This window comes from Streptomyces sp. NPDC004126 (assembly GCF_050275515.1).
GTDB lineage: Bacteria > Actinomycetota > Actinomycetes > Streptomycetales > Streptomycetaceae > Streptomyces.
In genome coordinates this window covers 65,276-89,523 of sequence record NZ_JBNNPF010000007.1, presented here as the reverse complement: position 1 = coordinate 89,523, position 24,248 = coordinate 65,276, and the positions used below count along the sequence as shown (strand labels likewise).

Here is a 24,248-nt window from a genome sequence, read left to right as displayed (position 1 = left end):
GTCACCTATGAAGATGACCGCGCGCGGAAGCATTGCGGCGCTCATGACCTGTATGGCCGCGGCCGGCGCGGCCTCCCCGGCCGTGGCCGACTCGGTCCCGGTGGGTGTCCCGCTGGAGGCGGTGGAGACCACGCTGGGCGTGCCGGCCCCGCACCTGAACACCGGGGTCCCGGTGCCGCTGGTCGGCTCCCCGGAGGCGCCCCGGTTCCACCAGGGCGACCTGCTGCCGACCCCACTGCTCCCGGTGGTCCCGATCGCGGCCGACCTCGGGGCCACCCGCGTCGCCTCGGTGGTGCCCAACCTGATGGGCGAGCCCGAGACGGACGGCGAGGGCTCCCTGGAGTCCCCGGCCACCACCCTGCTCACCCGCACCCCCGGTGCGGTCGTCGGCGCCCCGCTGACGATGCCGGACGCGAGCAACAACGGCGTCCCCAACCTGGCCGTCCCGAAGCTGGGCCTGGCCGCCCCGGACGTCATCGGCACCCCGACGGCACTTCTCGGCCTGCGCTGACCGGGGACGGCCGACGCGGGGTCGCAAAGCCGCCCGGTCTGGGAATGTGTACGGCATGGGATTCCATGTCGACTCCGAGACCGGGCGGCTGCGCCGCGTCATCCTCCACCGGCCCGACCTGGAGCTGAAGCGGCTCACACCAAGCAACAAGGACGCCCTGCTCTTCGACGACGTGTTGTGGGTGCGCCGGGCCCGCCAGGAGCACGACGGGTTCGCGGACGTCCTGCGGGACCGCGGTGTCGCCGTCCACCTCTTCGGCGACCTGCTCCGCGAGACCCTGGACGTCCCCGAGGCGCGGCACCTCGTACTGGACCGGGTCTTCGACGAGAAGGAGTACGGTCCGCTCGCCGCCGGGCACCTGCGCGCGGTCTTCGACGGGCTGCCCTCCGCCGCCCTCGCGGAGGCCCTGGTCGGCGGGATGACCAAGAGGGAGTACCTGGAGCGGCACGCCGAGCCGGTGTCGGTGCGCTTCCACGCCCTCGACATGGACGGCTTCCTGCTGGGGCCGCTGCCCAACCACCTCTTCACCCGCGACACCTCCGCCTGGATCTACGACGGGGTGTCCATCAACGCCATGCGCTGGCCCGCCCGCCAGCGCGAGACCGTGCACTTCGAGGCGATCTACCGGCACCACCCGCTGTTCACCGGTTCCGGCCCCTTCCACTTCTGGTCGCAGGGGCAGGCCGACTACCCCTCGACCATCGAGGGCGGGGACGTCCTGGTCATCGGCAACGGCGCCGTGCTGATCGGGATGAGCGAGCGGACCACCCCGCAGGCGGTGGAGATGCTCGCCCGGGGCCTGTTCGCGGCCGGTTCGGCCTCCGTCATCGTGGCCCTGGACATGCCCAAGCGGCGGGCCTTCATGCACCTGGACACGGTGATGACGATGGTCGACGCAGATACGTTCACTCAGTACGCCGGGCTCGGCATGCTGCGCTCCTACACGATCCGGCCGGGCGAGGGGGCGAGCGAGCTGCGGGTCAGCGACCACCCGCCGGAGCACATGCACCGGGCCATCGCGGCCGCGCTCGGCCTGGACAAGGTGCGGGTGCTCACCGCCACGCAGGACGTGCACTCGGCGGAGCGCGAGCAGTGGGACGACGGGTGCAACGTGCTGGCCGTGGAACCGGGGGTGGTCGTCGCCTACGAGCGGAACGTCACCACCAACACCCACCTGCGCAGGGAGGGCATCGAGGTGATCGAGATCCCCGGCAGCGAGCTGGGGCGCGGCCGGGGCGGTCCGCGCTGCATGAGCTGCCCGGTGGAGCGGGACGCGGTGTGACGGCCGGCGCGTGCCCGCCGGCGTGTGATGTGATCCACTGTTCCGTATATCAATGCAGAGGATCGTATAGACTTCCAGCATCCCCTGTCAGCGCCACTCTGGAGCGTCCCCATGGCCACCGACCTCTTCGGCCGCAGTTTCCTCAAGGAGCTCGACTTCACCGCCGCCGAGTTCCGCGGCCTCGTCGAGCTCGCGGCCGAACTCAAGGCGGCCAAGAAGGCCGGGACCGAGCAGCGCCGGCTCCAGGGGAAGAACCTCGCGCTGATCTTCGAGAAGACCTCCACGCGCACCCGCTGCGCCTTCGAGGTCGCCGCCGCCGACCAGGGCGCCCACACCGTCTACCTCGACCCCGCCGGCTCCCAGATCGGCCACAAGGAGTCCGTCCGGGACACGGCCCGGGTGCTCGGCCGGATGTTCGACGGCATCGAGTACCGGGGCGACAGCCAGCAGGCCGTGGAGGAGCTGGCCGCCCACTCCGGCGTGCCCGTCTTCAACGGCCTCACCGACGACTGGCACCCCACCCAGATGCTCGCCGACGTGCTCACCATGACCGAGCACAGCACCAAGCCGCTGGACCGGATCTCCTTCGCCTACCTGGGCGACGCCCGCTTCAACATGGGCAACTCGTACCTGGTGACCGGCGCCCTGCTGGGCATGGACGTGCGCATCGTCGCGCCGAAGGCCTACTGGCCGGCCGACGGCGTCGTGGCGCGGGCCCGCGAGCTCGCCGCCGTCAGCGGGGCCCGGATCACCCTGACCGAGGAGGTCACGGAGGGCGTCGCGCAGGCCGACTTCGTGGCCACGGACGTCTGGGTCTCGATGGGCGAGCCCAAGGAGGTCTGGGACGAGCGGATCGCGGCCCTGGTCCCGTACGCCGTCACCATGGACGTGCTGCGCGCGACCGGGAACCCGGACGTGAAGTTCCTGCACTGCCTGCCCGCCTACCACGACCTGGGCACCAAGGTGGCCCGGGAGGTCCACGAGCGGCACGGCCTGGACTCCCTGGAGGTCACGGACGAGGTGTTCGAGTCCGCGCACTCCGTCGTCTTCGACGAGGCCGAGAACCGGCTGCACACCATCAAGGCGGTCCTCGTCGCGACGCTCGCCGGGCCCGCCGCGTAGCCGGCCGCGCACGCAGCCGCATACTCATGCGGGCCGCCGCCGCTGCCGCGGGGCGGCGGGGGCTCAGGCGGTCGCCGTGGCCCGGCTCGGCAGGGTGAACCAGACGGCCTTGCCGCGCGCGGTGGGCCGGTGGCCGCAGGCCGAGCTGAGGGCCCGGATCAGCAGCAGTCCGCGGCCGCCCTCCTGCCACGGGTCGGGCTGCGGCCCGGGCCGGCCGGCGGTGAGATCGCCCGGCGGCTGCGGGTCCCCGTCGTGCACCTCGACCTGGCAGCCGTTCGGCCGCAGCTCCACGACCAGCTCGATCGGGGCGGCCCCCGAGGTGTGCTCGACGGCGTTCGCCACCAGCTCGGCGGTCAGCAGCTCCGCCGTGTCGCTGTCGGGACACCGGTCGGGGTCGGTGAGCGCGGTGCGGATCAGGGCGCGGGCCATCGGTACGGCGGCGGTCGTGCGCGGGAGGGCGATCCGCCAGGCGGAGGTGTCGTCCACGGCGGGTCCGTCCTTCCGTGAGGGGGGCAGGGGGGCGGGGGAGCGGGAGGGAAGTCCTGGATTCAACGATACGGACCGGGCCGGAGCTTCCGTAGGGCACCCCGGCACGACGCAGGGGGGACCAGGTCGGGGCAGGTCGGGGACCTTCGCCCCGTGTGGCGGCCCGTGCCGGCGCCTACCGTCTCGTAGCGCGCCGCCGCGTACCGCCCCGCCCCGCCCCGCCCCGTACCGCCGCCGGGGTGACCACTTGTCGCGTTTCTCTGACGACGGTCACGATTCGGTGATAGCTTCGACGGTGTGAGCCCCTTCACCGGTTCCACACCAGAGACCGAACGGTGGCGCCACCTGCGGGTGACCCGGCAGGACGGCGTCGCCACCGTCACCCTCGACCGCCCCGAGAAGCTGAACGCGCTCACCTTCGGCGCCTACGCCGACCTGCGCGATCTGCTCGCCGAACTGTCCCGCACCCGCTCCGTGCGCGCCCTCGTCCTCGCCGGCGAGGGCCGCGGCTTCTGCTCCGGCGGGGACGTGGACGAGATCATCGGCGCCACCCTCGCCATGGACACCGCCGAGCTCCTCGACTTCAACCGGATGACCGGCCAGGTCGTCCGCGCCATCCGCGAATGCCCCTTCCCGGTGATCGCCGCCGTGCACGGGGTGGCCGCCGGGGCCGGGGCCGTCCTCGCCCTCGCCGCCGACTTCCGGATCGCCGACCCCTCCGCCCGCTTCGCCTTCCTCTTCACCCGCGTCGGCCTCTCCGGCGGCGACATGGGCGCCGCCTACCTGCTGCCCCGCGTCGTCGGCCTCGGCCACGCCACCCGGCTGCTGATGCTCGGAGAGCCCGTACGCGCCGCCGAGGCCGAACGGATCGGCCTGCTCAGCGAACTCGTCGACGAGGGCAAGGCCGACGCCCGCGCCGCCGAACTCGCCGCCCGCCTCGCCGCCGGACCCGCGCTCGCCCACGCCCAGACCAAGGCCCTGCTCACCGCCGAGCTGGACATGCCCCTGGCCGCCTCCGTGGAACTCGACGCCAACACCCAGGCCCTGCTGATGAACGGCCGGGACTACGCCGAGTTCCACGCCGCCTTCACCGCGAAACGGCCCCCGGAGTGGAAGGGCAGGTAGCCGCATGTCCGCGAGCACCCTGAGGGTCGCCGTCGTCGGCGGCGGACCCGGCGGGCTCTACACCGCCGCACTGCTGGCCCGCCAGGGGCACACGGTGGAGCTCTGGGAACGGGGCGCCCCCGACGACACCTTCGGCTTCGGCGTGGTGCTCTCCGACGAGACCCTCGGCGGCATCGAACGCGCCGACACCGTCGTGCACGCCGCCCTCGCCGCCGAGTTCGTCCGCTGGGACGACGTGGACGTCGTGCACCGCGGCCGGCTGCTGACCTCCGGCGGCCACGGCTTCGCCGCCCTCGGCCGCCGCCGGCTCCTGGAGATCCTCCACGAACGCTGCGCCGGCCTCGGCGTGCGCCTGCGCTTCCGCGCCGAGGCCCCCGACGCCTTCGCCCTGGCCGACGCGTACGACCTGGTGGTCGCCGCCGACGGCGTGCACAGCGCCACCCGCGCGAGCGGCGCCGCGTACTTCCGGCCCACCGAGACCCCCGGACGCTGCCGGTACGTCTGGCTCGCCGCCGACTTCGCCTTCGACTCCTTCCGCTTCGAGATCGCCGAGACCGGACACGGGGTCGTGCAGCTGCACGGCTACCCGTACGCACCCGACTCCTCCACCGTCATCGTCGAGATGCGCGAGGAGGTCTGGCGGGCGGCCGGCCTCGACCTGTGCGACGAGGCCGAATCGGCCTCCCGCTGCGCCAAGACCTTCGCCGACGCCCTGCACGGACGTCCGCTGCGCGGCAACCGCTCCGCCTGGACCCGCTTCCGCACCGTCGTCAACGAGCACTGGTCGCACGGCAACGTGGTGCTGCTCGGCGACGCCGCGCACACCGCCCACTTCTCCATCGGCTCCGGCACCAAACTCGCCGTCGAGGACGCCCTCGCCCTCGCCGAGGCCCTCGACCGGCTGCCCGACGTCCCCTCCGCCCTCGCCGCCTACGAGGAGGAGCGGCGCCCTGCCGTCGCCAGCACCCAGCGCGCAGCCGCCGCCAGCATGCGCTGGTTCGAGGACCTCGCCGGATACGTGGACCAGCCCGCCCGCCAGTTCGCCTTCAACCTGCTCACCCGCAGCCGCCGCGTCACCCACGACAACCTGCGGCTGCGCGACGAACGGTTCACCCGCGCGGTGGAACGCGACTTCGGCTGCCCCGAGGACGCCGACGGCACGGGAACCCCGCCCATGTTCACCCCGTTCACCCTGCGGGGACTCACCCTGCGCAACCGCGTCGTGGTCTCGCCCATGGACACGTACTCCGCCGAGGACGGCGTCCCCGGCGACTTCCACCTCGTCCACCTGGGCGGGCGGGCCCTCGGCGGAGCCGGGCTCGTCATGACCGAGATGGTGTGCGTCAGCGCCGAAGGCCGCATCACCCCCGGCTGCGCCGGCCTGTGGACCGCCGGACAGGCGGCCGCCTGGAAGCGGATCGCCGACTTCGTCCACGGCTCCGCGCCCGGTACGGCCCTCGGCGTCCAGCTCGGCCACTCCGGCCGCAAGGGCTCCACCCGGCTGATGTGGGAGGGCATGGACGAACCGCTCCCGGACGGCAACTGGCCCCTGGTCGCCGCCTCCGCACTGCCCTACAAAGCCGGGGTCTCCGCCGTCCCTCGCGCCCTGGACGCCGCCGACCTCGCCGCGATCCGCTCCGACTTCGCGGCCGCCGCCGTCCGCGCCGCCGACTGCGGCTTCGACCTGCTGGAACTGCACTGCGCGCACGGCTACCTGCTGTCCGGGTTCCTCTCCCCGCTCACCAACCACCGCGACGACGCCTACGGCGGCCCCCTGGAGAACCGGCTCCGGTTCCCCCTGGAGGTCTTCGACGCCGTCCGCGAGGTCTGGCCCGAGGACCGGCCCATGACGGTCCGCCTCTCCGCCACCGACTGGGCGCCCGGCGGCACCACCCCCGAGGAGGCCGAACGGATCGCGGCCGCCTTCGCCGCCCGCGGCGCCGACGCCATCGACGTCTCCACCGGACAGGTCGTCGCCGAGGAGGCCCCGGAGTACGGGCGCTCCTACCAGACCCCCTACGCCGACCGGATCCGCAACGCCCTCGGCGTCCCCGTCATCGCCGTCGGCGCCATCTCCTCCTGGGACGACGTCAACTCCCTGCTGCTGGCCGGCCGCGCCGACCTCTGCGCGCTGGGCCGCCCGCACCTGTACGACCCGCACTGGACGCTGCACGCGGCCGCCGAACAGGGCTACGCGGGCCCCGGCGCCCCGTGGCCCGCCCCCTACCGGGCCGGCAGCCGCAGGCCCCCGACCGGCAAGGGGTAGGTCAGAGCGCCTCCAGCACGACCCGGTCCTCCACCGGGGCGTAGCCGAGGCGCCGGTAGACGCCGTTGCTGGTGGGGTTGGCCAGGTCGGTGAAGAGCAGCACCTCGGATGCCCCGGCGGCGTACGCGGCCCGGCTCGTCGCGTGCGTCACCCCGGCGGCGTAGCCGCGGCCCCGGTCGGCGGGCGGGGTGTAGACGGGGCCGACGCGGGAGGCGCCGCCGATCGGGCGGGAGAAGCCGGCCAGCGACACCGGACGGCCCTCGTGCTCCCACAGCAGCAGCCCGCCGTACGAGATCCGGTCGAGCAGCTGGGCCTCGGAGGGGCTGGCGGGGATCCCGCACTCCCGGTCGAAGGCCTCGATCCACTCCAGCAGCAGCGGCAGGTCCGGCTCGGCGGCGGTCCGGGCCCGGCCCTCCGGGGCGGGGTCGGGGGCGGCCAGGGTGCCCAGCCGGTACAGGCGCAGCTCCTCGACGACGCGGGCGGGCGTCCCCCACGCCGCGGCGAGGGCCTGCGCGTCGGGGCGGCGGGCGTTGAACCCGCCGACGCGGCCGCGCAGCGGGTCGGTGCCGAGTGCGCCGGCCAGGGCCCGGACCGCCTCGGGGGGCACGGCGCCGAGCAGCAGCGGGAACGGCGGGGTGTGCAGCAGGGCCCCGTCCACGACCCCGTCCGCGCCGGTCCACCAGCCGAAGAGGGGGTCGGTGTCGCCGAAGGCGCGGGGGCCGCGCCGCTCCAGGGCGTCGGTGACGGTCAGCAGGGTGGTGTTGACGACGGGCTGCGCGGCCACGGCCGGGCGCGCGGCGGCCAGATAGGCCGCCAGATCAGTGCTGAAGGTCCATGTCATGCCCCATGCTGGCGCCCCCCGGGGCCGGCCCGCACCGCAATTTCCGCCCGCGAGGGACGGGACGGGACAGGACGGGACGGGACGGCCTACGGCCGCTGCCGCACGAAGCGGGCGCCGGGGTCGCGCAGCCGGGTGTGGAGCTCGGCGAAGACGGCCGCGGAGCGGTCGCCCGGCCAGTGGGCCGGGAGCAGTTCGCGGGGCAGGCCCGGGTCGGCGTAGGGCAGCCGCCGCCAGGTGTCCAGGGCGGCCAGGTAGTCCCGGTAGGCGGCCTCGGGGGTGGGCTCGGGACCCGATTGGAGGGCGCGCAGGACCGGTTCGTGCCGGTCGAGGAACTCCTCGTGCTGCTTGGCGAGGGCGGCCAGGTCCCACCAGCGGGCCACCGCCTCGGCGGTGGGGGCGAAACCGGCGTGGGCGCCGCGGAAGAGCTCCACGTAGCCGGTCAGGTGCAGCCGTTCCAGGGTGTGCGCGGTCTCCTCGGCCAGCTGGGCGGGGGCGATCCACACCCCCGGCGCCACCGCCCCGAAGCCCAGCCGGGCCAGGCGCGAGCGCAGCAGGTGCCGCTTGTGCCGTTCCTGCTCCGGGACGGAGAACACGGCGACCAGCCACTCCGGGGACACCGGAACGGTCCCGTAGATCCGCCGGTCCCCGTCCTCCAGCAGCAGCCGGGCCTCCTCGGACGGCTCGTACCCGGCCGAGCCGTCGGCGGCCTTCGCGGGCACCAGGAAGCCGCGCCGTTTCAGCCGGGACACCGAGGAGCGGACGGAGGGCGCGTCGACGCCGGCCGCGCCCAGCAGGCGGACCAGCGCGGACACCGGGACGGCGCCCTCGAAGGACCGCCCGTAGGCGCCGTAGAAGGTGACGATCAGGGATCGCGGAGTGTGCTGCTCGACCACGGGTTCACTCTAGATCGCGCAGCCGGAAGCGTTGGAGTTTGCCGGTGGGGGTGCGCGGCAGGGCGGGCAGGAAGACGAAGGAGCGCGGGCACTTGTGCGGGGCCAGCTCGCCCTTCATGAAGGTCCGCAGGGCCTCCTCCGTCAGCACCGCCCCGTCGCGGGGCACGGTGTACGCCACCACGATCTGCCCGCGCCGCTCGTCCGGGCGGCCGACGACGGCGGCCTCCGCCACGTCCGGATGGCGCAGCAGGGCCTCCTCGACCTCGGGGCCGGCGATGTTGTAGCCCGAGGAGATGATCATGTCGTCGGCGCGGGCGACGTAGCGGAAGTAGCCGTCGGGGTCGCGGACGTAGGTGTCGCCGGTCAGGTTCCAGCCGTCCCGGACGTACTCCCCCTGCCGGGGGTCGGCGAGGTAGCGGCAGCCGACCGGCCCGCGCACCGCCAGCAGCCCCGGTTCGTTGTCGGCGACGGGCCGCCCGGAGGGGTCCACCACCCGCGCCTCCCAGCCGGGCACCACCCGGCCGGTGGTGCCGGGGCGGATGTCCTCGTCGGCGGCGGAGATGAAGATGTGCAGCAGCTCGGTGGCCCCGATGCCGTTGATGATCCGCAGGCCGGTCCGCTCGTGCCAGGCCCGCCAGGTCGCGGCGGGCAGGTTCTCGCCGGCCGACACGCAGCGGCGCAGCGCCGACAGGTCGTAGGCGCCCGTGTCGTACGGGCCCAGGGTGTCCAGCATCGACCGGTAGGCGGTGGGCGCCGTGAACAGCACGGTGACCCGGTGCTCGGCGAGGGCGGGCAGCAGCACCCGGGGCGTGGCCTGCTCCAGCAGCAGCGTGCTGGCGCCGGCCCGCAGCGGGAAGACGACCAGTCCGCCGAGGCCGAAGGTGAACCCGAGCGGGGGACTGCCCGCGAACACGTCGTCGGGCCGCGGCCGCAGGACGCGGCGGGAGAACGTGTCGGCGACGGCGAGGAGGTCGCGGTGGAAGTGCATGCAGCCCTTGGGCCGCCCGGTGGTCCCGGAGGTGAAGGCGATCAGCGCGACGTCGTCGGCGGAGGTCGCGACGGCCGGGTAGGGCCCGGTGTAGGCCTCGGCGAGGCGCAGCAGGTCGTCCTCGGCCGTGCCGCCGTAGGGGGTGATCCGCAGTCCGGGCACCTCGGCCTTGGCCAGGTCGTCGAGGACGTCGGCGTGGCACAGGGCGTGCCGCACCTCGGCCATGGCGCAGACCGTGGCCAGTTCCTGGGCGCGCTGCTGGGCCAGTACGGTGACGGCCACCGCGCCCGCCTTCATCACCGCCAGCCAGCAGGCCGCGAGCCAGGGGCCGGTGGGCCCGCGCAGCAGCACCCGGTTGCCGGGGACGACGCCGAGGTCGATGGTGAGGACGTGGGCGAGGGCGTCGACGCGCGCGCGGAGCTCCCCGTACGACCACACCCCGCCGGCGCCGTCGCGGAAGGCGGGCCGGTCCGGGCCGAACCGTTCGATGGTGGCGTCGAGCAGTTCGGTGCCGCAGTTCAGCCGGTCCGGGTAGGCCAGTTCGGGCAGCTCGAACAGGAGCTGCGGCCAGGCGTGGGCGGGCGGCAGGTGGTCGCGGGCAAAGGTGTCGGCGTGAGCGGATGGCTTGAGCTCCAAGGCGGGTTCGCCCCCTTGCAACGTCCGGATTTTGTGGTGGAGCCGGCCGTGCGAATACGTTCCGAGCGTATCGTGATGGTGACGGCAGTCAACAGGACGCGATAAGAGTGTCGACGGGACTTCGTCGACGGGACTTGGGGGCATTCGGATGGCCGGATTCGCGCTCGGGGCGGAACAAGAGGAATGGTGCGGCCGGTTGCGCGCCCTCGCGCGGGAGCGGCTGCGGCCGCTCGCCGAGAAGGGCGAGCCCGGACGGGTGAACCGGCCCCTCCTCGCCGAGCTGGGGGAACTGGGCCTGCTGGAGCGGGTCTTCGGATCGGGCGCGCTGGAGCTGTGCCTGCTGCGGGAGTCCCTCGCCTACGGCTGCACGGAGGCGGAGACGGCCCTCGCCCTCCAGGGGCTCGGCGCCCACCCGGTGCTCCGGTCGGGCAGCGCCGCCCAACGGGAGCGGTGGCTCCCGGGGGTCCGGGCCGGCCGGCACGTGGCCGCGTTCGCACTGAGCGAGCCGGGCGCCGGCTCCGACGCCGCGGCCCTCGCCCTGACGGCGGAGGCGGACGGGCCGGGCTGGCGCCTGACGGGGAGCAAGTGCTGGATCTCCAACGCCCCCGAGGCCGACTTCTACACCGTCTTCGCCCGTACGGGTGAGGCCCCCGGGGCGAAGGGCATCACGGCCTTCCTGGTCCCGGCAGACCGCCCGGGACTGGCCGGCGAGGCCCTGGAGATGCTCTCCCCGCACCCGATCGGCTCGCTCGCCTTCGACGGCGTGCCCGTCGGCCCCGAGGACGTGCTCGGCGGGCCCGGGCAGGGGTTCCGCGTCGCGATGGAGACCCTGAACCTCTTCCGGCCCAGCGTGGGCGCCTTCGCGGTCGGCATGGCGCGCGCCGCGCTCGACGCGACCGTGGCCCACACGGCCGGCCGGACCGCCTTCGGCGGGGTCCTCGCCGACCTCCAGGCGGTCGCGCACCGCGTGGCGGAGATGGCCACCCGTACCGAGGCCGCCCGGCTGCTCGTGTACGCGGCGGCCGGCGCGTACGACAGCGGCGCCCCCGACGTCCCGGGCCGGGCCGCCATGGCCAAGCTCCTCGCCACGGAGACGGCCCAGTACGTGGTGGACCACGCCGTCCAGCTGCACGGCGCGGCCGCCCTGCGCCGGGGCCACCTGCTGGAGCACCTCTACCGGGAGGTCCGCGCGCCCAGGATCTACGAGGGGGCCAGCGAGGTGCAGCGCACCATCATCGCCAAGGAGCTCTACCGGGGGGTGGCGGCGCGATGAGCCCCGAACGCCTCAACCCCCCGGAGCTGTCCCCGGCCACCGGCTTCTCCCACGCGGTGTCGGCCACCGGCTCGCGGATCGTCTTCCTGGCCGGCCAGACCGCGCTGGACGGCTCCGGGAAGGTGGTCGGCGACAGCCTGCCCGAGCAGTTCGAGCGGGCCCTCGCCAACCTGCTGACCGCCCTCGCCGCGGCCGGCGGCCACCCGTCCGACCTCGCCCGGGTGACGGTGTACGCGGTGGACGTGGAGGACTACCGCGCGCACGCCGCCGAACTGGGCCGCGTCTGGCGCCGCCTCGCGGGCCGCGACTACCCGGCGATGGCGGTCGTCGGGGTGGTCCGCCTGTGGGACACCGAGGCCCGCCTCGAACTGGACGGCATCGCCGTGCTCCCGTGACTCAGGGGCGGCCGGTGACGTGGCCGCCGTCCACGCGCAGCGCGTGGCCGGTGACGAAGGAGGCGTCCGCCAGGTACAGCACCGCCTCGGAGATCTCCGCGACCTCGCCGACCCGGTCCAGCAGCGCGAGTCCGCCGTAGGAGTCCACGTCGGCGCCGGAGTGCAGCGGCGTGCGGACGATCCCCGCGGCCACCAGGTTGACGCGGATGCCGTCCGCGGCGAGCTCGGCGGCCAGGCTCGTCGTCAGCGCGTGCACGCCGGCCTTGCTGACCACCGGGGCGGAGGCCGGGAAGCCGGCGATGGCGTGGTCCACCAGGGTGGTGCCGATGTTGACGACGCTGCCGCCCGTGCCCTGGGCGCGCAGGGCCCGCACGACGGCCTGCGTGGTGAGGTAGGTGCCCTTGAGGTTGCCGGTGAGGAAGACGTCGAGGTCCTCCTCGGTCACCTCGGTGAACGGCTTGGAGGCGAAGACCCCGGCGTTGTTGACGAGCACGTCGATGCGGCCGAAGCGCTCCAGCGCGGTGCGCACGAGCAGTTCGCCGGTCTCCGGGGCCGCGATGGACCCCGCCGCCCACGCGGTCCGCGCGGGGTGTCCGAGGTCCGCCGCGGCCTTGGCGAGGCGGTCGGCGTCGCGGCCGTTGAGGACCACGTTGGCGCCGTCGGCGAGGAAGGCCCGGGCGATGTCCAGGCCGATGCCGCTGGAGGAGCCGGTGATCAGGGCGGTGCGGCGGGTGGTGGTGTCGGTCATGACCGGTGCCTTTCAGGGAGGTTCTCGAGTGACACCGGAAACGTACGAGCCCCCAACCGATAACACCACGACGGAAATTGGAGCATGTGATAATCCACGGTTATGGATGTGGATCTGCGGGACCTGGAACTCCTCGACGCCACCGCCGAGACGGGTTCCCTGACCGCCGCCGCCGAGCGGCTCTACGTCAGCCAGCCCGCCCTCAGCCAGCGGCTGACCCGGCTGGAGGACCGCCTGGGGATGCGGCTCTTCGACCGCAAGGGCCGCCGTCTGGTGCCCAACGCGGCCGGCCGCCGGATGCTCGTCGCCGCCCGCCGCATCCTTGGCGAGCTGGAGTCGGCCGGCCGCGACCTGCGCGACATCCGCGACGGCCGCGACCGGCGGGTGCGCTTCGCCGCCCAGTGCAGCACCACCTTCCCGTGGCTGCCGCCCGTGCTGCGGGCCTTCCGCGAGCGGGAGCCGGACATCGAGGTGCGGATCGAGACCGTCCCCGACGACGCCCCGATCCCGGCGCTGCTCGCCGACAGGGTCGACGTCGCACTCGTCACCAAGCCGGACGCGCAGATGGACCGGGTGGCCCTGACCCGGCTCTTCGAGGACGAGATGGTGGCTGTGGTGCCGGCCGGCCACCCCTGGGCGGGCCTCCCGCACCTGACCGCCGGTGACTTCGACGGCGTCGACCTGGTCCTCTACGACCTCTACGACCAGCGGCGCATCCCCGCGGAACCGCTGCCGATCCCCGCGGGCGCCCGGCCCGGCCGCATCACCACCATGCCGGTGGTGACCGACCTGGTGGTCGAGATGGTGGCGGGCGGCCAGGGGGTGGCGGTGCTGCCCAACTGGACGGCCGCCCCGTACACGGCCTCGCACGGTCTGGCGCTGGTCCGGATCGGCGAACGGCCCCTGACCCGGACCTGGTTCTGCGCCACCCGCACGGGCCCCCACCCGCCGCACCTCCAGGGCTTCGTCGAGGAGCTCCTGGCCCGCCTGAAGGCCTAGCGGAAGGGCCTGCGGCCGGGAGGCGGAGGGGCCTGCGGCCGGAGGCCGCCTCAAGAAGTACTGAACTGGTGTGCGCACAGGTCTTGCCAGTGCAATTTCACATTACTATGTTACAGCTCACACCGCGGCACGTTAATCCCCGTCAAACGCCGCGTGACGCAGGGCAGTTCGCACCTTTCCCCCACCTCCCTCCCAACAGGAGTCATCGGTGTTCCAGCACAGAGCTGTGCGTACGTCTCTCCTCGCCACCGCCGTCACGGTCACCCTCCTCGCCACCGCCGGCCAGGCCACGACGCAGGCGGCGGAACGGGCCACCCCCGCGGGCACCTTCTCCGCCGGGGTCCAGGGCGCGACGGCCGACGCGGCGCCCACCGCCCCCAACCCCTTCGACGAGGTCGACCGCCGGGCCGACGCCCAGCCGCTCGTCCCGGCGCCCGCCCCGGCCCCCGGCGGCAAGGCCGTCACCGACGGCCGGGTGCCCGGCGCCGCCCCGGCCGTGGAGGCCCCGGGCTCAGCCGCGGCCGCCGAACGCACCGAGAAGAGCCGGGGGTCCGCCCAGGCCGCGCCCACCGCCAAGAGCGTCGCCGCCGGCGTCCCCTGCACCCTCGACGGGATCAAGAGCCTCACCCCGGAGCAGTTCGCCGACTTCCTCGGCGACCAGGCCGTCACCGCCGACGGCTGCCTGCGCGGCCTGATCTGGACCTGGGACGCCCGCCTGGCGCCCGTCATGTCCGACGCCCACGTCCAGGCCGTCTCCCGCCGGATATCCAGCCTGGCCGCCGCCCACGACGGCCGTAACTCCTCCCACCTGGAGGAGATGTTCACCTACCTGCACGCCGTCGCCTACCACGACTTCTCCCGCGACGAGATCGACGTCACCGACGCCCCCACCACCGCCGCGATACGCCAGGCCATCGACGACTTCGGCAACGCCGCACGCACCTTCGACGTCACCCCGTCCAACGCCCGCACCCTGCGCGAGGCCCTCTACGCCGCCGGCCCGGGCCTGCGCCACCACCAGATCGGCCTGATCAAGAAGGTCCTGGCCACCATGGACCCGGCCCACCCGGCCACCAACCTCGACGCCGGCTGGGCCGGCGCCGTCCTCGCCGCCCTCTCCACCAACTACCTGGGCGTCTACCCCGGCAACCAGGACGCGGCCTTCCACGCGGCGGTCGCGGGGGACGCCTCGTACCGCGCCGCCTTCAAGGCCTTCGCCGACTACACGTACCTCAAGGGCACCGGCAACGCCTGGGTGGCGCGCGACGCCCTCAGCGAGTACGCCCGCTTCGGCCAGGTGGAGGGCCTGCGGGACCAGGTCGTCGCCGACCTCGGCGCCATGCTGGACCGCGTCAAGTCCGGCCACGGCACCGAGGCCTGGGCGAAGATCGTCTCCTGGCTCAACTTCTACAACGCCTGCAAGCCGTACGGGGTGTGCAAGGAGGACATCGAGAAGCAGCTCTTCCCGTACACCTACAGCTACGACAACGGCGCCATCAAGGTCCGCACCGCCCTCGACAAGGCCACCGTCGACCAGCTCTACTACGCCAGCAAGCAGGTCAAGACGCAGTTCCACCGCGTCATAGGCACCGACCAGCCGCTCGCCGGCGACCCCAACAGCACCCTCAACATCGTGCTGTACGCCTCCCGCGCCGACTACGAGAACTACCACCCGATCCTGACCGGGTACGGCACCAACAACGGCGGCATCTACATCGAGAACGGCGCCACCTTCTACACCTATCAGCGCCGCGTCCCCCAGGACTCCTCCCTCACCCTGGAAGAGCTCTTCCGCCACGAGTACACGCACTACCTCAACGGCCGCTTCGCCGTCCCCGGCTCCTTCGGCCAGGGCCCCTGGTACGAGGGCGACCGCACCACGGCCATGGACGAGGGCACCGCCGAGTTCTTCGACGGCGCCACCCGCGACAACGGCATCGCCGTCCGCAAGTCCCTGGTCAAGAGCGTCATCAACGACACCGCCGGCGGCGGCCCGCGCATGACCGTCGAGCAGCTGCTCAACGCCACCTACGACGGCGACGGCTTCCGCTTCTACGGCTACGCGGGCACCTTCTTCGAGTTCCTGTGGACCGAGAAGCCCTCGCTGCTGCGCGAGATGTACGGGTACCTGCGCGCCAACGACGTCGCCGGGTACGACGCGTGGCGCCACCGCACGGGCGCGGACACCTACCTCCAGCGCGACTACAACCGCTTCCTGGACGCCCAGATCGCCAAGGTGGACCAGCTGTACGTCCCGAACACCACCTTCACCCCGAACGAGCGGCTGCGCGACGCGGCGCTCGCCCCGGTGAAGTCCTCCTTCGCGGCGGCCACGTACAACACGCCCGACTGCGTGGAGAACGGCGACCCCGGCAAGCGCCGCTTCACCTGTACCGGCCGGATCACCGCCAACCTGAAGAACTGGCGCAGCGACGACCAGAACTTCAAGGACATGTCGGAGACGGTGGACTACTTCATCCTCGACCGGGCGGGCGCCGCCTCCAACAACCTGGCCGACATGAACTGCTCCTTCGGCCCGGTGGAGATCTGGGACAACAAGGCGGCGGGCACCTCCTCCTACAGCTGCGAAGGCCCGCTCCGCAGCTGACCGCGCGCCCGGCCGGCCCCGGATCCGCACGGGGGGCGGGGCCGGCCGGGCCACCCTAGGCACTCTCAAAAGAATGTGACATATTACTGACCATGGACGTCGTGATCATTGGCGCCGGCGTCGTCGGGGCCGCGTGCGCGTACTACGCGAGCCGCTCCGGCCTCTCCGTCGCGGTGGTGGACCGCGGCCCCGTCGCGGGCGGCACCACCGGCGCGGGAGAGGGCAACCTGCTCGTCTCCGACAAGGAGGCGGGCCCCGAACTCGGCCTGGCCCTCCTCTCGACGGAACTCTGGCGGGACCTCTGCGCCGAACTCCCGCACACCATCGAGTACGAGACCAAGGGCGGCCTGGTCGTCGCCCCCGACGACACCACCCTCAAGGCCCTGCGCCAGTTCGCCGAGGGCCAGCGCGTCGCCGGGGTCGTCTCCGCCGAGGTCGGCCCGGACGCCCTGTACGACCTGGAACCCCATCTGGCCCCGGGCCTGGCGGGCGGCTTCCACTACCCCCAGGACGCCCAGGTCCAGCCCGCCCTGGCGGCGGCCCACCTCCTGGCGGCCTCGGGCGCCGAGGTGTACCCGGGCGAGGAGGTCACCGGGTTCCTCCTGGAGTCCGGCAGGGTGCGGGGCGTGCGCACCTCCCGCCGCACCCTGCGGGCCCCGCGGGTCGTCAACGCGGCGGGCACCTGGGCCGGGGCCGTCGCCGGCCTGGCCGGCACCACCCTGCCGGTCCTGCCCCGCCGGGGCTTCGTCCTGGTGACGGAACCCCTGCCCCGGGTGGTCCGGCACAAGGTCTACGCGGCCGACTACGTCGCCGACGTGGCCAGCGACTCGGCGGCGCTGCAGTCCTCCGGCGTGGTGGAGGGCACTCCCTCCGGCCCGGTCCTCATCGGCGCCACCCGCGAACGCGTCGGCTTCGACCGCACCCTCTCCACCGAAGCCCTCCGCCGCCTCGCCGCCCAGGCCGCGGCCCTCTTCCCCTTCCTGGCGGACGTCCGCGTCATGCGCACCTACCACGGCTTCCGCCCCTACCTGCCGGACCACCTCCCCGCGATCGGCCCCGACCCCAGGGTGCCGGGCCTGCTGCACGCCTGCGGCCACGAGGGCGCGGGCATCGGCCTGGCCCCCGCGACGGGAGCCCTGATCGCGGCCGCCCTGACCGGAGCCGAACCCCCGGCGCCCCTGCACCCGTTCCGCCCGGACCGCTTCCCGGAGGGGGCGGGGCCGGGGCCGAGCGCCGGCCGGGACCGCGGCCACCCCGCCCCGAACCCGCCCGGCAGGGCGGACCACCCCGAGGAGACCCCCTGATGCGCAGCCCCCGCGAGCTGGTGGGCGGCAGCCCGGCGGCGGCCTACCCGATCCGCTTCGACGGCCGTGAACTCCCCGCCGAGGAGGGCCAGTCCATCGCCGCCGTCCTCTGGGCCGCCGGCATCCTCGCCTGGCGCACCACCCGCGAGGGCGGCACCCCCCGCGGGGCGTTCTGCGGCATCGGCGCCTGCTACGACTGCCTCGTCACCGTCAACGGCCGCCCCAACCAGCGGGCCTGCCTCGTCCCCGCCCGCCCCGGAGACTCCGTCACCACCCAGGAGGGCACCGGCCATGCCGACCTCGCCGTCTGACCACACCGACGAGCACACCGACGACCGCACGGACGACCGCGCCGACGACCGCACGGACCCCGCCGACCTGGCGGTGATCGGCGCCGGCCCCGCCGGCCTCGCCGCGGCCGTCACCGCCGCCCGCCTCGGCCTGCGCGTGACCCTGCTCGACGCCGCCGACCGCCCCGGCGGCCAGTACTACCGCCACCCCGCCCCCTCCCTCGGCGCCACCCGCCCGCAGGCCCTGCACCACGGCTGGCGCGCCTTCGCCACCCGGGAAGCCGCCCTCCGCGCCCACCGGGAGGCGGGCCGCGTCAGGTACCTCCCGGCCCACCACGTCTGGACGGTGGTCCCGGCCGGCGAACAGGGCTGGACCCTCCACGCGGTGGCGGGCCACGGCCCCGACGAGGCCCCCGCGGCGCTCGGCGCCCGCCACGTCCTCCTCGCCACCGGCGCCTACGAGCGCCAGCTGCCGTTCCCCGGCTGGACCCTGCCCGGAGTCGTCGGCGCGGGGGGCGCCCAGGCCATGCTGAAGAACAACCTGGTCCTGCCCGGCCGCCGCGTCGTCGTCGCCGGCTCCGGCCCCCTCCTCCTGGCCGTGGCCGGCTCCCTCGCCGCCGCGGGCGCCACCGTTCCCGCCGTCGTCGAGGCCGGCGCGTACACCGCGTACGCCCCCCAGGCCCCCGCCCTCCTGCGCAACCCCGCCAAGCTCGTCGAAGGCGCCGCGTACGGCGGCGCCCTGCTGCGCCACGGCGTCCGGCTGCTCACCCGGCACGCCGTCACCGAGGCGCACGGCACCACCCGCGTCGAGGCCGTCACCGTCACCCGCCTCGACGGCGACTGGCGCCCCCTGCCCGGCACCGCCCGCCGGATCCCCTGCGACGCCCTCGCCGTGGGCCACGGCCTGGTGCCGCAGCTGGAACTGGCCACCGGCCTCGGCTGCGCCACCCGCGAGACCGCCGACGGCACGCCGGCCCTGGACGTGGACGCCGGGCAGCGCACCTCCGTCCCCGGCATCTGGTCGGCCGGCGAGACCGGCGGCATCGGCGGCGCCGAACTGGCCCTCGCGGAGGGCGAGATCGCCGCGTACGCCATCGCCGCCCAGGTGCTCGCCGCCCGGCCCCCCGCCGGAGGCCCCGTCGCCGTCGCCGTCCCCGCCGCCCTCACCCGCCGGCGCGCCCGGCTGCGCGCCTTCGCCGACGCGATGGCCGCCGCCCACCGCCCCGGCCCCGGCTGGACCGGCTGGCTGCGGGCGGAGACCGACGTGTGCCGCTGCGAGGAGGTCCCGGCCGGCCGGATCCGCGAGGCGGTGCAGGAGCTCGGGGCGCGGGACGCCCGTACGGTCAAACTCCTCACCCGGGCCGGAATGGGCTGGTGCCAGGGCCGGATGTGCGGTCCGGCCGTGGCGGCCCTGGCGGGCGGGGCCCCGGCACCCGACCGGCGCCCCCTGTCCTGTCCGGTCCCGCTGCGCCACCTCGCGGCCCTGGAGCCCGCGGCGCCACAGCAGACGTCCCCGGACGCGGAACTTCCCACCCCAGGCCACTGATCGGGTCCGCCCGGACCCTTGTGGCCGACTCGCACCCACTAGTAAAATGTCACACACCACACTAGGGAGTCCTACATGACCCACGCGCCCACCCCCGCGCCCAGCGCCGACACCCGCACCCGCCCCTGGCACGGCATCATGGTCGCCACCGCCCTGCCCCTGCGCGAGGACCTCTCCGTCGACCACGACGCCTACGCCGAACACGTCGCCTGGCTCATCGCCAACGGCTGCGACGGCGTCGTCCCCAACGGCTCCCTCGGCGAGTACCAGACCCTCACCGACGAGGAGCGGGCCCGCGTCGTCCGCACCGCCGTCGAGGCCGCCGGCGACGGCGCCCGCGTGATGCCCGGCGTGGCCGCGTACGGCAGCGCCGAGGCCCGCCGCTGGGCCGACCAGGCCGCCGAGGCCGGCGCTGGATCGGTTCTGCTCCTGCCCCCCAACGCCTTCCGCGCCGACGACGAGACCGTGCGCGCCCACTACGCCGAGGTCGCGCGGGCGGGCCTGCCGGTGGTCGCGTACAACAACCCGTACGACACCAAGGTGGACCTGACCCCCGCCCTCCTCGCCCGGCTGCACGCCGACGGCAGCATCGTCGCCGTCAAGGAGTTCAGCGGCGACGTCCGCCGCGCCTACGAGATCGCCGAGCTCGCCCCCGGCCTCGACCTGCTCATCGGCGCCGACGACGTCCTGCTCGAACTCGCCCTCGCCGGCGCCGTCGGCTGGATCGCCGGCTACCCCAACGCCCTGCCGCAGTCCTGCGCCACCCTCTACCGGGCGGCCGTGGCCGGCGACCTCGCCACCGCCCTGCCGCTCTACAAGTCCCTGCACTCCCTGCTGCGCTGGGACTCCAAGACCGAGTTCGTCCAGGCCATCAAGCTCTCCATGGACCTCGCCGGACGCCCCGGCGGCGCCACCCGCCCGCCGCGCTTCCCGCTCACCGGGGAGACCGAGGCCGCCGTCCGCGCCGCCACCGAGAAGGCCCTGGCCGAAGGCCTCAACTGATCCCAGGGGGGACCGGAATGCGCACGCGTCACATCTACCACGCCGTGGACTCCCACACGGAGGGCATGCCCACCCGGGTGATCACCGGGGGAGTCGGGGTGATCCCCGGTGCCACCATGGCCGACAAGCGGCTCCACTTCATGGAGCACATGGACCACGTCCGTACCCTGCTCATGTACGAGCCGCGCGGCCACGCGGCGATGAGCGGTGCCATCCTCCAGCCCCCCACCCGGCCCGACGCCGACTTCGGCGTGCTCTACATCGAGGTGTCGGGCCTGCTGCCCATGTGCGGGCACGGGACGATCGGGGTGGCCACCGTCCTGGTCGAGACCGGCATGGTCCCGGCCGTCGAGCCGGTCACCACGGTCCGGCTCGACACCCCGGCCGGACTGGTGAGCGTCGACGTACGCGTCGAGGACGGCGCTGCCACCGCCGTCACCCTCACCAACGTCCCGGCCTTCTGCGTGGGCCTCGGCCTGAAGGCCGAGGTGCCGGGCTTCGGCACGGTCGGCTACGACCTCGCCTACGGCGGCAACTTCTACGCCTTCGTCGAACTCGACGCCCTCGGGCTGCCCTTCGACCGGGCCCGCAAGGAGGACCTGATCGCCGCGGGCCTCGCCGTCATGGACGCGGTCAACGGGGGTCCCGACCGTCCAGTGCACCCGGAGAACCCGTCCATCGCCGGGGTCAAGCACGTCTACCTCGCCGCCCCCGGCTCCGACGCCCGCCGCTCCCGGCACGCCATGGCCATCCACCCCGGCTGGTTCGACCGCTCGCCCTGCGGTACGGGGACCAGCGCGCGCATGGCCCAGCTGCACGCCCGGGGCCTGCTGCCGCTCGGCACGGACTTCGTCAACGAGTCGTTCATCGGCACCGAGTTCACCGGCCGGCTCGTCGGGGAGACCACGGTCGGCGGCAGGCCGGCGGTGGTCCCCACCGTCACCGGGCGGGCCTGGATCACCGGCACCGCGCAGTACTTCCTCGACCCGACCGACCCCTTCCCCGGAGGGTTCCTGCTGTGACCACCGTCCGCACCACCGATTACCACACGGCGGGCGAGCCCTTCCGCATCGTCGACTTCACCGCGGGCGGGCTTCCCCCCGTCCCCGGTGACACCGTCGCCGAGCGCTGCGCCACCGCCATCGGCCCCGGGGGGTCCGGCACCATGCCGCGGCGCAGCCCGCTGGACGAGGTACGGCGCCTGCTGGTGCAGGAGCCGCGCGGACACGCCGGGATGTACGGGGGGTTCGTGGTGCCCCCGGACGACGACGGCGCCCACCTCGGGGTGCTGTTCTGGCACAAGGACGGCTACTCCACCGCCTGCGGCCACGGCACCATGGCGCTCGGTGCCTGGGCGGTGGACACCGGCCGCGTCGCGGCGCCCGACGACGGGGACGCCCAGGTCCGCATCGACGTGCCGTCGGGCCGGGTCGCCGCCACCGTCCACCGGTCCGAGGGCCGCACCACCGGGGTCACCTTCCGCAACGTCCCGGCCCGGGTGGCCGCCCGCAAGGTCCCGGTCGCCACCACCCTCGGCCTCGCGGAGGTGGACATCGCCCACGCCGGGGCCTGTTACGCCTCCGTCGCCGCCCGGGACCTCGGCCTCCAGGTGACCCGCGCCGCCCTGCCCGAACTCGTACGCGCCGGACGGGAGGTCCGCGCCGCCCTCGCCACCCATCCGGCGACCTGGCACCCGGGCGGCCCGCTGCTCTCCGGGGTCTACGGGGTGGTGCTGTACGAGGAGCTGCCCGACACCCCCTTCGGGCCGCACCAGCGCAACGTCACCGTCTTCGCCGACGGGCAGGTCGACCGCTCGCCCTGCGGCTCGGGCACCTCCGCCCGGCTCGCGCTGCTGGCGGAGGACGGCCGGCTGGGGGCGGGGGAGGACCTGCTGCACGAGTCGGTGACCGGCACCGTCTTCACCGGACGGTTCTTCGCGGGCGGGGTCACCGAGGTCACCGGGACCGCCTACCGCACCGGCGAGCACGCCTTCACCGCCGACCCGTACGACGCCCTCGGCGCGGGCTTCCTCCTGTGACGGGCCTCCCCGCGGCGGGCCTCCTCCAGCTGGGCGCCCGCGAGACGGCCGGCCTGCTCACCGCGGGGCGGGCCGCCGACGCCCTGGAGGCCGCCCTGCGCGCCGGCCTGGACCCGGAGGCCTGCCCGCAGCGCACCAGCGTGCCGGCGCCCGGCGGCGAACTGCTGCTGATGCCGGCCGCGTCGGGCGCGTACGCCGGGGTGAAGATCGCCGGGGTGGCCCCCGGCAACCCGGCGCGGGGACTGCCCCGGATCACCGGCAGCTACCTCCTGCTGGACGGCCCCACCCTGCGCCCGCTGGCCCTCCTGGACGGCGCCGCCCTGACGGCCCTGCGCACCCCGGCGGTCTCCGCGCTCGCCCTGCGGTACCTGACCGCGCCCGGGCGCCCGCTGCGGCTGGTGCTGTTCGGCTCGGGACCGCAGGCGTACGGGCACCTCGAAGCGGTGCTGGAACTGCGGGACCTGGCCGGGGCGGTGGTGGTGGCCCGCGACGGGGACCGCGCGGAGCGGCTGGCGGCGCACGCCCGGGGCCTGGGCGTCCCGGCGCGCACGGGCACGCCCGCCGACGTGGCCGGAGCCGATCTGGTGCTGTGCTGCACCACCGCCCGCGAGCCGCTCTTCGACGGGCGCCTGGTCGCCCCGGGGGCGGTGGTCGTCGCCGTCGGCTCGCACGAGCCGGACGCCCGGGAGACCGACACCGCCCTCGTGCGACGCGCGGCGGTGTACGTGGAGTCGCGGGCGGCCGCGCTGCGCGAGGCGGGGGACCTGCTGGTGCCGGAGGCGGAGGGGGCGATCGGGCCCGGTCATATCGCCGGTACCCTCGCCGACCTGGTCGCGGGCCGCAATTGCGCGGGCGGGAGGCCGAGTTGTCCACAGCTCTTCAAGAGCGTGGGCATGGCCTGGGAAGATCTTGCCGTCGCGGTGGCGATCTACCACGCGACCGGAGCGAACAGCGAAACGTGACATTGTACGCTGTTCCTCCGCACGTCGGTGGTGTGCGGGGTCTCGGAGGAAGAGCAATGGGTGACCTGAAGCAGCACAGTCTCATCAAGGCCCAGGAGCGGCTGCGCGACCAGGTCGGCCACGCCCTGCGCGCCGCGCTGATAGCGGGCGAGCTGCGCCCCGGCAGCGTCTACTCGGCCCCGGGCCTCGCCGCCGAGCTCGGGGTCTCGGCCACCCCGGTCCGCGAGGCCATGCTGGACCTCGCCCGCGAGGGCCTGGTGGAGCCGGTCCGCAACAAGGGCTTCCGGATCACCGAGGTCAGCGAGCGCGACCTCGACCAGTACACCGAACTCCGCACGATGATCGAGGTCCCGACCGTCGGCCGGGTCACCCGGATGGCCACGGCCGAGCAGCTGGAGCGGCTGCGCCCGATCGCCGAGGAGATCGTCAGCAGCGCCCGCGAGCACAACCTCATCGGCTACCTGGAGGCCGACCGCCGCTTCCACCTCGGGCTGCTCGCCCTCGCGGGCAACGAGCGCCTGGTCGAGACGGTCGGCGACCTGCGCAAGCGCTCCCGGCTGTACGGGCTCACGGGCCTGGACGAGGCCGGCAAGCTGGTCTCCTCCGCCGAGGAGCACATCGAGCTGCTCGACCTGATGATCGCCGGTGACGCGGAGGGGGCGGAGGCCTGCATGCAGCGCCACCTGGGCCACGTCCGCTCGCTCTGGGCGCAGGGCCGCGACGAGCCCGTGGGCCGCCCCCAGGGCGGTCTCGGCTCGGGCATCTGACCCGGCACCCCGTACGCCCGACGGGCCCGGACCTTCTGGTCCGGGCCCAACTCGCTTTTCCCGCAACGGTTTTGGACACGGCTGGATAACGGCGGCGGCAACCTCTTGTCAGTACAATTTCACATTACTATGTTACCGGTCACATCCTAAAGCGCGTGCTGAAGTG

General features: G+C 74.3%; 22 protein-coding genes. 17 read left to right on the top strand and 5 right to left on the bottom strand.

The features are described 5' to 3' along the window. The first annotated feature begins 43 nt into the window (after positions 1-43). The 3 genes from ACQKM2_RS09175 to argF all read left to right on the top strand — a co-directional run bounded on the left by ACQKM2_RS09175 (position 44) and on the right by argF (position 2,915). Entirely contained in the window at positions 44-511 is a 468-nt protein-coding gene (locus tag ACQKM2_RS09175) for a hypothetical protein (protein ID WP_427707943.1), read from the top strand. A gap of 55 nt (positions 512-566) precedes the next feature. After that, positions 567-1,793, top strand: a complete 1,227-nt coding sequence (locus ACQKM2_RS09170) for an arginine deiminase (protein WP_427707941.1) — start codon at positions 567-569, stop codon at positions 1,791-1,793. Between the two features lie 111 nt (positions 1,794-1,904). After that, positions 1,905-2,915 (top strand): ornithine carbamoyltransferase, encoded by a 1,011-nt coding sequence (gene argF, locus ACQKM2_RS09165; RefSeq protein ID WP_427707940.1) that lies wholly within the window; start codon positions 1,905-1,907, stop codon positions 2,913-2,915. A 63-nt stretch (positions 2,916-2,978) separates the two neighbouring features. Here argF and ACQKM2_RS09160 read toward each other — a convergent pair whose 3' ends face one another. Next, positions 2,979-3,431, bottom strand: coding sequence for an ATP-binding protein (locus ACQKM2_RS09160; RefSeq protein ID WP_427708112.1), 453 nt, complete (start codon positions 3,429-3,431; stop codon positions 2,979-2,981). Between the two features lie 267 nt (positions 3,432-3,698). On the opposite strand from ACQKM2_RS09160, the gene ACQKM2_RS09155 reads away from it, so the two are divergent. Continuing rightward, positions 3,699-4,526, top strand: a complete 828-nt coding sequence (locus tag ACQKM2_RS09155) for an enoyl-CoA hydratase family protein (protein WP_405978097.1) — start codon at positions 3,699-3,701, stop codon at positions 4,524-4,526. Positions 4,527-4,530: 4 nt separating this feature from the next. Next, positions 4,531-6,792, top strand: a complete 2,262-nt coding sequence (locus tag ACQKM2_RS09150) for a bifunctional salicylyl-CoA 5-hydroxylase/oxidoreductase (protein WP_427707938.1) — start codon at positions 4,531-4,533, stop codon at positions 6,790-6,792. Between the two features lies 1 nt (position 6,793). On the opposite strand, the gene ACQKM2_RS09145 is transcribed toward ACQKM2_RS09150, so the two are convergent. The 3 genes from ACQKM2_RS09145 to ACQKM2_RS09135 form a co-directional block, all read right to left on the bottom strand. Then, entirely contained in the window at positions 6,794-7,633 is an 840-nt protein-coding gene (locus ACQKM2_RS09145) for a GNAT family N-acetyltransferase (RefSeq protein WP_427707936.1), read from the bottom strand. An 86-nt stretch (positions 7,634-7,719) separates the two neighbouring features. Next, positions 7,720-8,526, bottom strand: coding sequence for a PaaX family transcriptional regulator (locus ACQKM2_RS09140; protein ID WP_427707934.1), 807 nt, complete (start codon positions 8,524-8,526; stop codon positions 7,720-7,722). A gap of 4 nt (positions 8,527-8,530) precedes the next feature. Then, positions 8,531-10,150, bottom strand: coding sequence for an AMP-binding protein (locus tag ACQKM2_RS09135; RefSeq protein ID WP_427707932.1), 1,620 nt, complete (start codon positions 10,148-10,150; stop codon positions 8,531-8,533). Positions 10,151-10,298: 148 nt separating this feature from the next. Here ACQKM2_RS09135 and ACQKM2_RS09130 point away from each other — a divergent pair, with 148 nt between their 5' ends. Further along, a complete protein-coding gene (locus ACQKM2_RS09130) occupies positions 10,299-11,423 on the top strand; it encodes an acyl-CoA dehydrogenase family protein (RefSeq protein WP_427707931.1) in 1,125 nt (374 codons plus the stop codon). After that, complete coding sequence (locus tag ACQKM2_RS09125) at positions 11,420-11,818, top strand: RidA family protein (protein ID WP_427707929.1); 399 nt, start codon at positions 11,420-11,422, stop codon at positions 11,816-11,818. Before ACQKM2_RS09130 ends, ACQKM2_RS09125 begins: the two co-directional genes overlap by 4 nt. 1 nt (position 11,819) lies before the next feature. Here the strand turns inward: ACQKM2_RS09125 and ACQKM2_RS09120 are convergent, their stop codons facing one another. Next, on the bottom strand, positions 11,820-12,566 hold the full coding sequence (locus tag ACQKM2_RS09120) for an SDR family NAD(P)-dependent oxidoreductase (RefSeq protein WP_427707927.1): 747 nt from the start codon (positions 12,564-12,566) through the stop codon (positions 11,820-11,822). A gap of 102 nt (positions 12,567-12,668) precedes the next feature. Here ACQKM2_RS09120 and ACQKM2_RS09115 point away from each other — a divergent pair, with 102 nt between their 5' ends. From ACQKM2_RS09115 to ACQKM2_RS09070, 10 genes are all read left to right on the top strand, one after another. Next, on the top strand, positions 12,669-13,565 hold the full coding sequence (locus ACQKM2_RS09115) for a LysR family transcriptional regulator (protein ID WP_427707925.1): 897 nt from the start codon (positions 12,669-12,671) through the stop codon (positions 13,563-13,565). A gap of 208 nt (positions 13,566-13,773) precedes the next feature. After that, a complete protein-coding gene (locus ACQKM2_RS09110) occupies positions 13,774-16,173 on the top strand; it encodes a collagenase (protein WP_427707923.1) in 2,400 nt (799 codons plus the stop codon). Positions 16,174-16,265: 92 nt separating this feature from the next. Then, on the top strand, positions 16,266-17,477 hold the full coding sequence (locus tag ACQKM2_RS09105; protein WP_427707921.1) for an NAD(P)/FAD-dependent oxidoreductase: 1,212 nt from the start codon (positions 16,266-16,268) through the stop codon (positions 17,475-17,477). After that, a complete protein-coding gene (locus ACQKM2_RS09100; protein ID WP_427707919.1) occupies positions 17,477-17,788 on the top strand; it encodes a (2Fe-2S)-binding protein in 312 nt (103 codons plus the stop codon). Before ACQKM2_RS09105 ends, ACQKM2_RS09100 begins: the two co-directional genes overlap by 1 nt. Next, positions 17,769-19,313 (top strand): NAD(P)/FAD-dependent oxidoreductase, encoded by a 1,545-nt coding sequence (locus tag ACQKM2_RS09095; protein ID WP_427707917.1) that lies wholly within the window; start codon positions 17,769-17,771, stop codon positions 19,311-19,313. The genes ACQKM2_RS09100 and ACQKM2_RS09095 overlap by 20 nt, the downstream gene beginning before the upstream one ends. A 75-nt stretch (positions 19,314-19,388) precedes the next feature. Further along, complete coding sequence (locus ACQKM2_RS09090; RefSeq protein ID WP_427707915.1) at positions 19,389-20,315, top strand: dihydrodipicolinate synthase family protein; 927 nt, start codon at positions 19,389-19,391, stop codon at positions 20,313-20,315. 17 nt (positions 20,316-20,332) lie between these two features. Beyond that, complete coding sequence (locus ACQKM2_RS09085; protein ID WP_427707913.1) at positions 20,333-21,337, top strand: proline racemase family protein; 1,005 nt, start codon at positions 20,333-20,335, stop codon at positions 21,335-21,337. Next, a complete protein-coding gene (locus ACQKM2_RS09080; protein WP_427707911.1) occupies positions 21,334-22,353 on the top strand; it encodes a proline racemase family protein in 1,020 nt (339 codons plus the stop codon). The genes ACQKM2_RS09085 and ACQKM2_RS09080 overlap by 4 nt, the downstream gene beginning before the upstream one ends. Next, positions 22,350-23,315 (top strand): ornithine cyclodeaminase family protein, encoded by a 966-nt coding sequence (locus tag ACQKM2_RS09075; RefSeq protein ID WP_427707909.1) that lies wholly within the window; start codon positions 22,350-22,352, stop codon positions 23,313-23,315. Before ACQKM2_RS09080 ends, ACQKM2_RS09075 begins: the two co-directional genes overlap by 4 nt. Positions 23,316-23,371: 56 nt before the next feature. Further along, complete coding sequence (locus tag ACQKM2_RS09070) at positions 23,372-24,082, top strand: GntR family transcriptional regulator (protein WP_427707907.1); 711 nt, start codon at positions 23,372-23,374, stop codon at positions 24,080-24,082. The last annotated feature ends 166 nt before the right edge of the window (positions 24,083-24,248 follow it).

Coding starts and splice junctions, on each gene's coding strand:
- ACQKM2_RS09175 (WP_427707943.1), top strand. CDS start 44: ATGACCTGTATGGCCGCGGCCGGCGCGGCCTCCCCGGCCGTGGCCGAC.
- ACQKM2_RS09170 (WP_427707941.1), top strand. CDS start 567: ATGGGATTCCATGTCGACTCCGAGACCGGGCGGCTGCGCCGCGTCATC.
- argF (WP_427707940.1), top strand. CDS start 1,905: ATGGCCACCGACCTCTTCGGCCGCAGTTTCCTCAAGGAGCTCGACTTC.
- ACQKM2_RS09150 (WP_427707938.1), top strand. CDS start 4,531: ATGTCCGCGAGCACCCTGAGGGTCGCCGTCGTCGGCGGCGGACCCGGC.
- ACQKM2_RS09145 (WP_427707936.1), bottom strand. CDS start 7,633: ATGACATGGACCTTCAGCACTGATCTGGCGGCCTATCTGGCCGCCGCG.
- ACQKM2_RS09130 (WP_427707931.1), top strand. CDS start 10,299: ATGGCCGGATTCGCGCTCGGGGCGGAACAAGAGGAATGGTGCGGCCGG.
- ACQKM2_RS09125 (WP_427707929.1), top strand. CDS start 11,420: ATGAGCCCCGAACGCCTCAACCCCCCGGAGCTGTCCCCGGCCACCGGC.
- ACQKM2_RS09120 (WP_427707927.1), bottom strand. CDS start 12,566: ATGACCGACACCACCACCCGCCGCACCGCCCTGATCACCGGCTCCTCC.
- ACQKM2_RS09115 (WP_427707925.1), top strand. CDS start 12,669: ATGGATGTGGATCTGCGGGACCTGGAACTCCTCGACGCCACCGCCGAG.
- ACQKM2_RS09105 (WP_427707921.1), top strand. CDS start 16,266: ATGGACGTCGTGATCATTGGCGCCGGCGTCGTCGGGGCCGCGTGCGCG.
- ACQKM2_RS09100 (WP_427707919.1), top strand. CDS start 17,477: ATGCGCAGCCCCCGCGAGCTGGTGGGCGGCAGCCCGGCGGCGGCCTAC.
- ACQKM2_RS09095 (WP_427707917.1), top strand. CDS start 17,769: ATGCCGACCTCGCCGTCTGACCACACCGACGAGCACACCGACGACCGC.
- ACQKM2_RS09090 (WP_427707915.1), top strand. CDS start 19,389: ATGACCCACGCGCCCACCCCCGCGCCCAGCGCCGACACCCGCACCCGC.
- ACQKM2_RS09085 (WP_427707913.1), top strand. CDS start 20,333: ATGCGCACGCGTCACATCTACCACGCCGTGGACTCCCACACGGAGGGC.
- ACQKM2_RS09070 (WP_427707907.1), top strand. CDS start 23,372: ATGGGTGACCTGAAGCAGCACAGTCTCATCAAGGCCCAGGAGCGGCTG.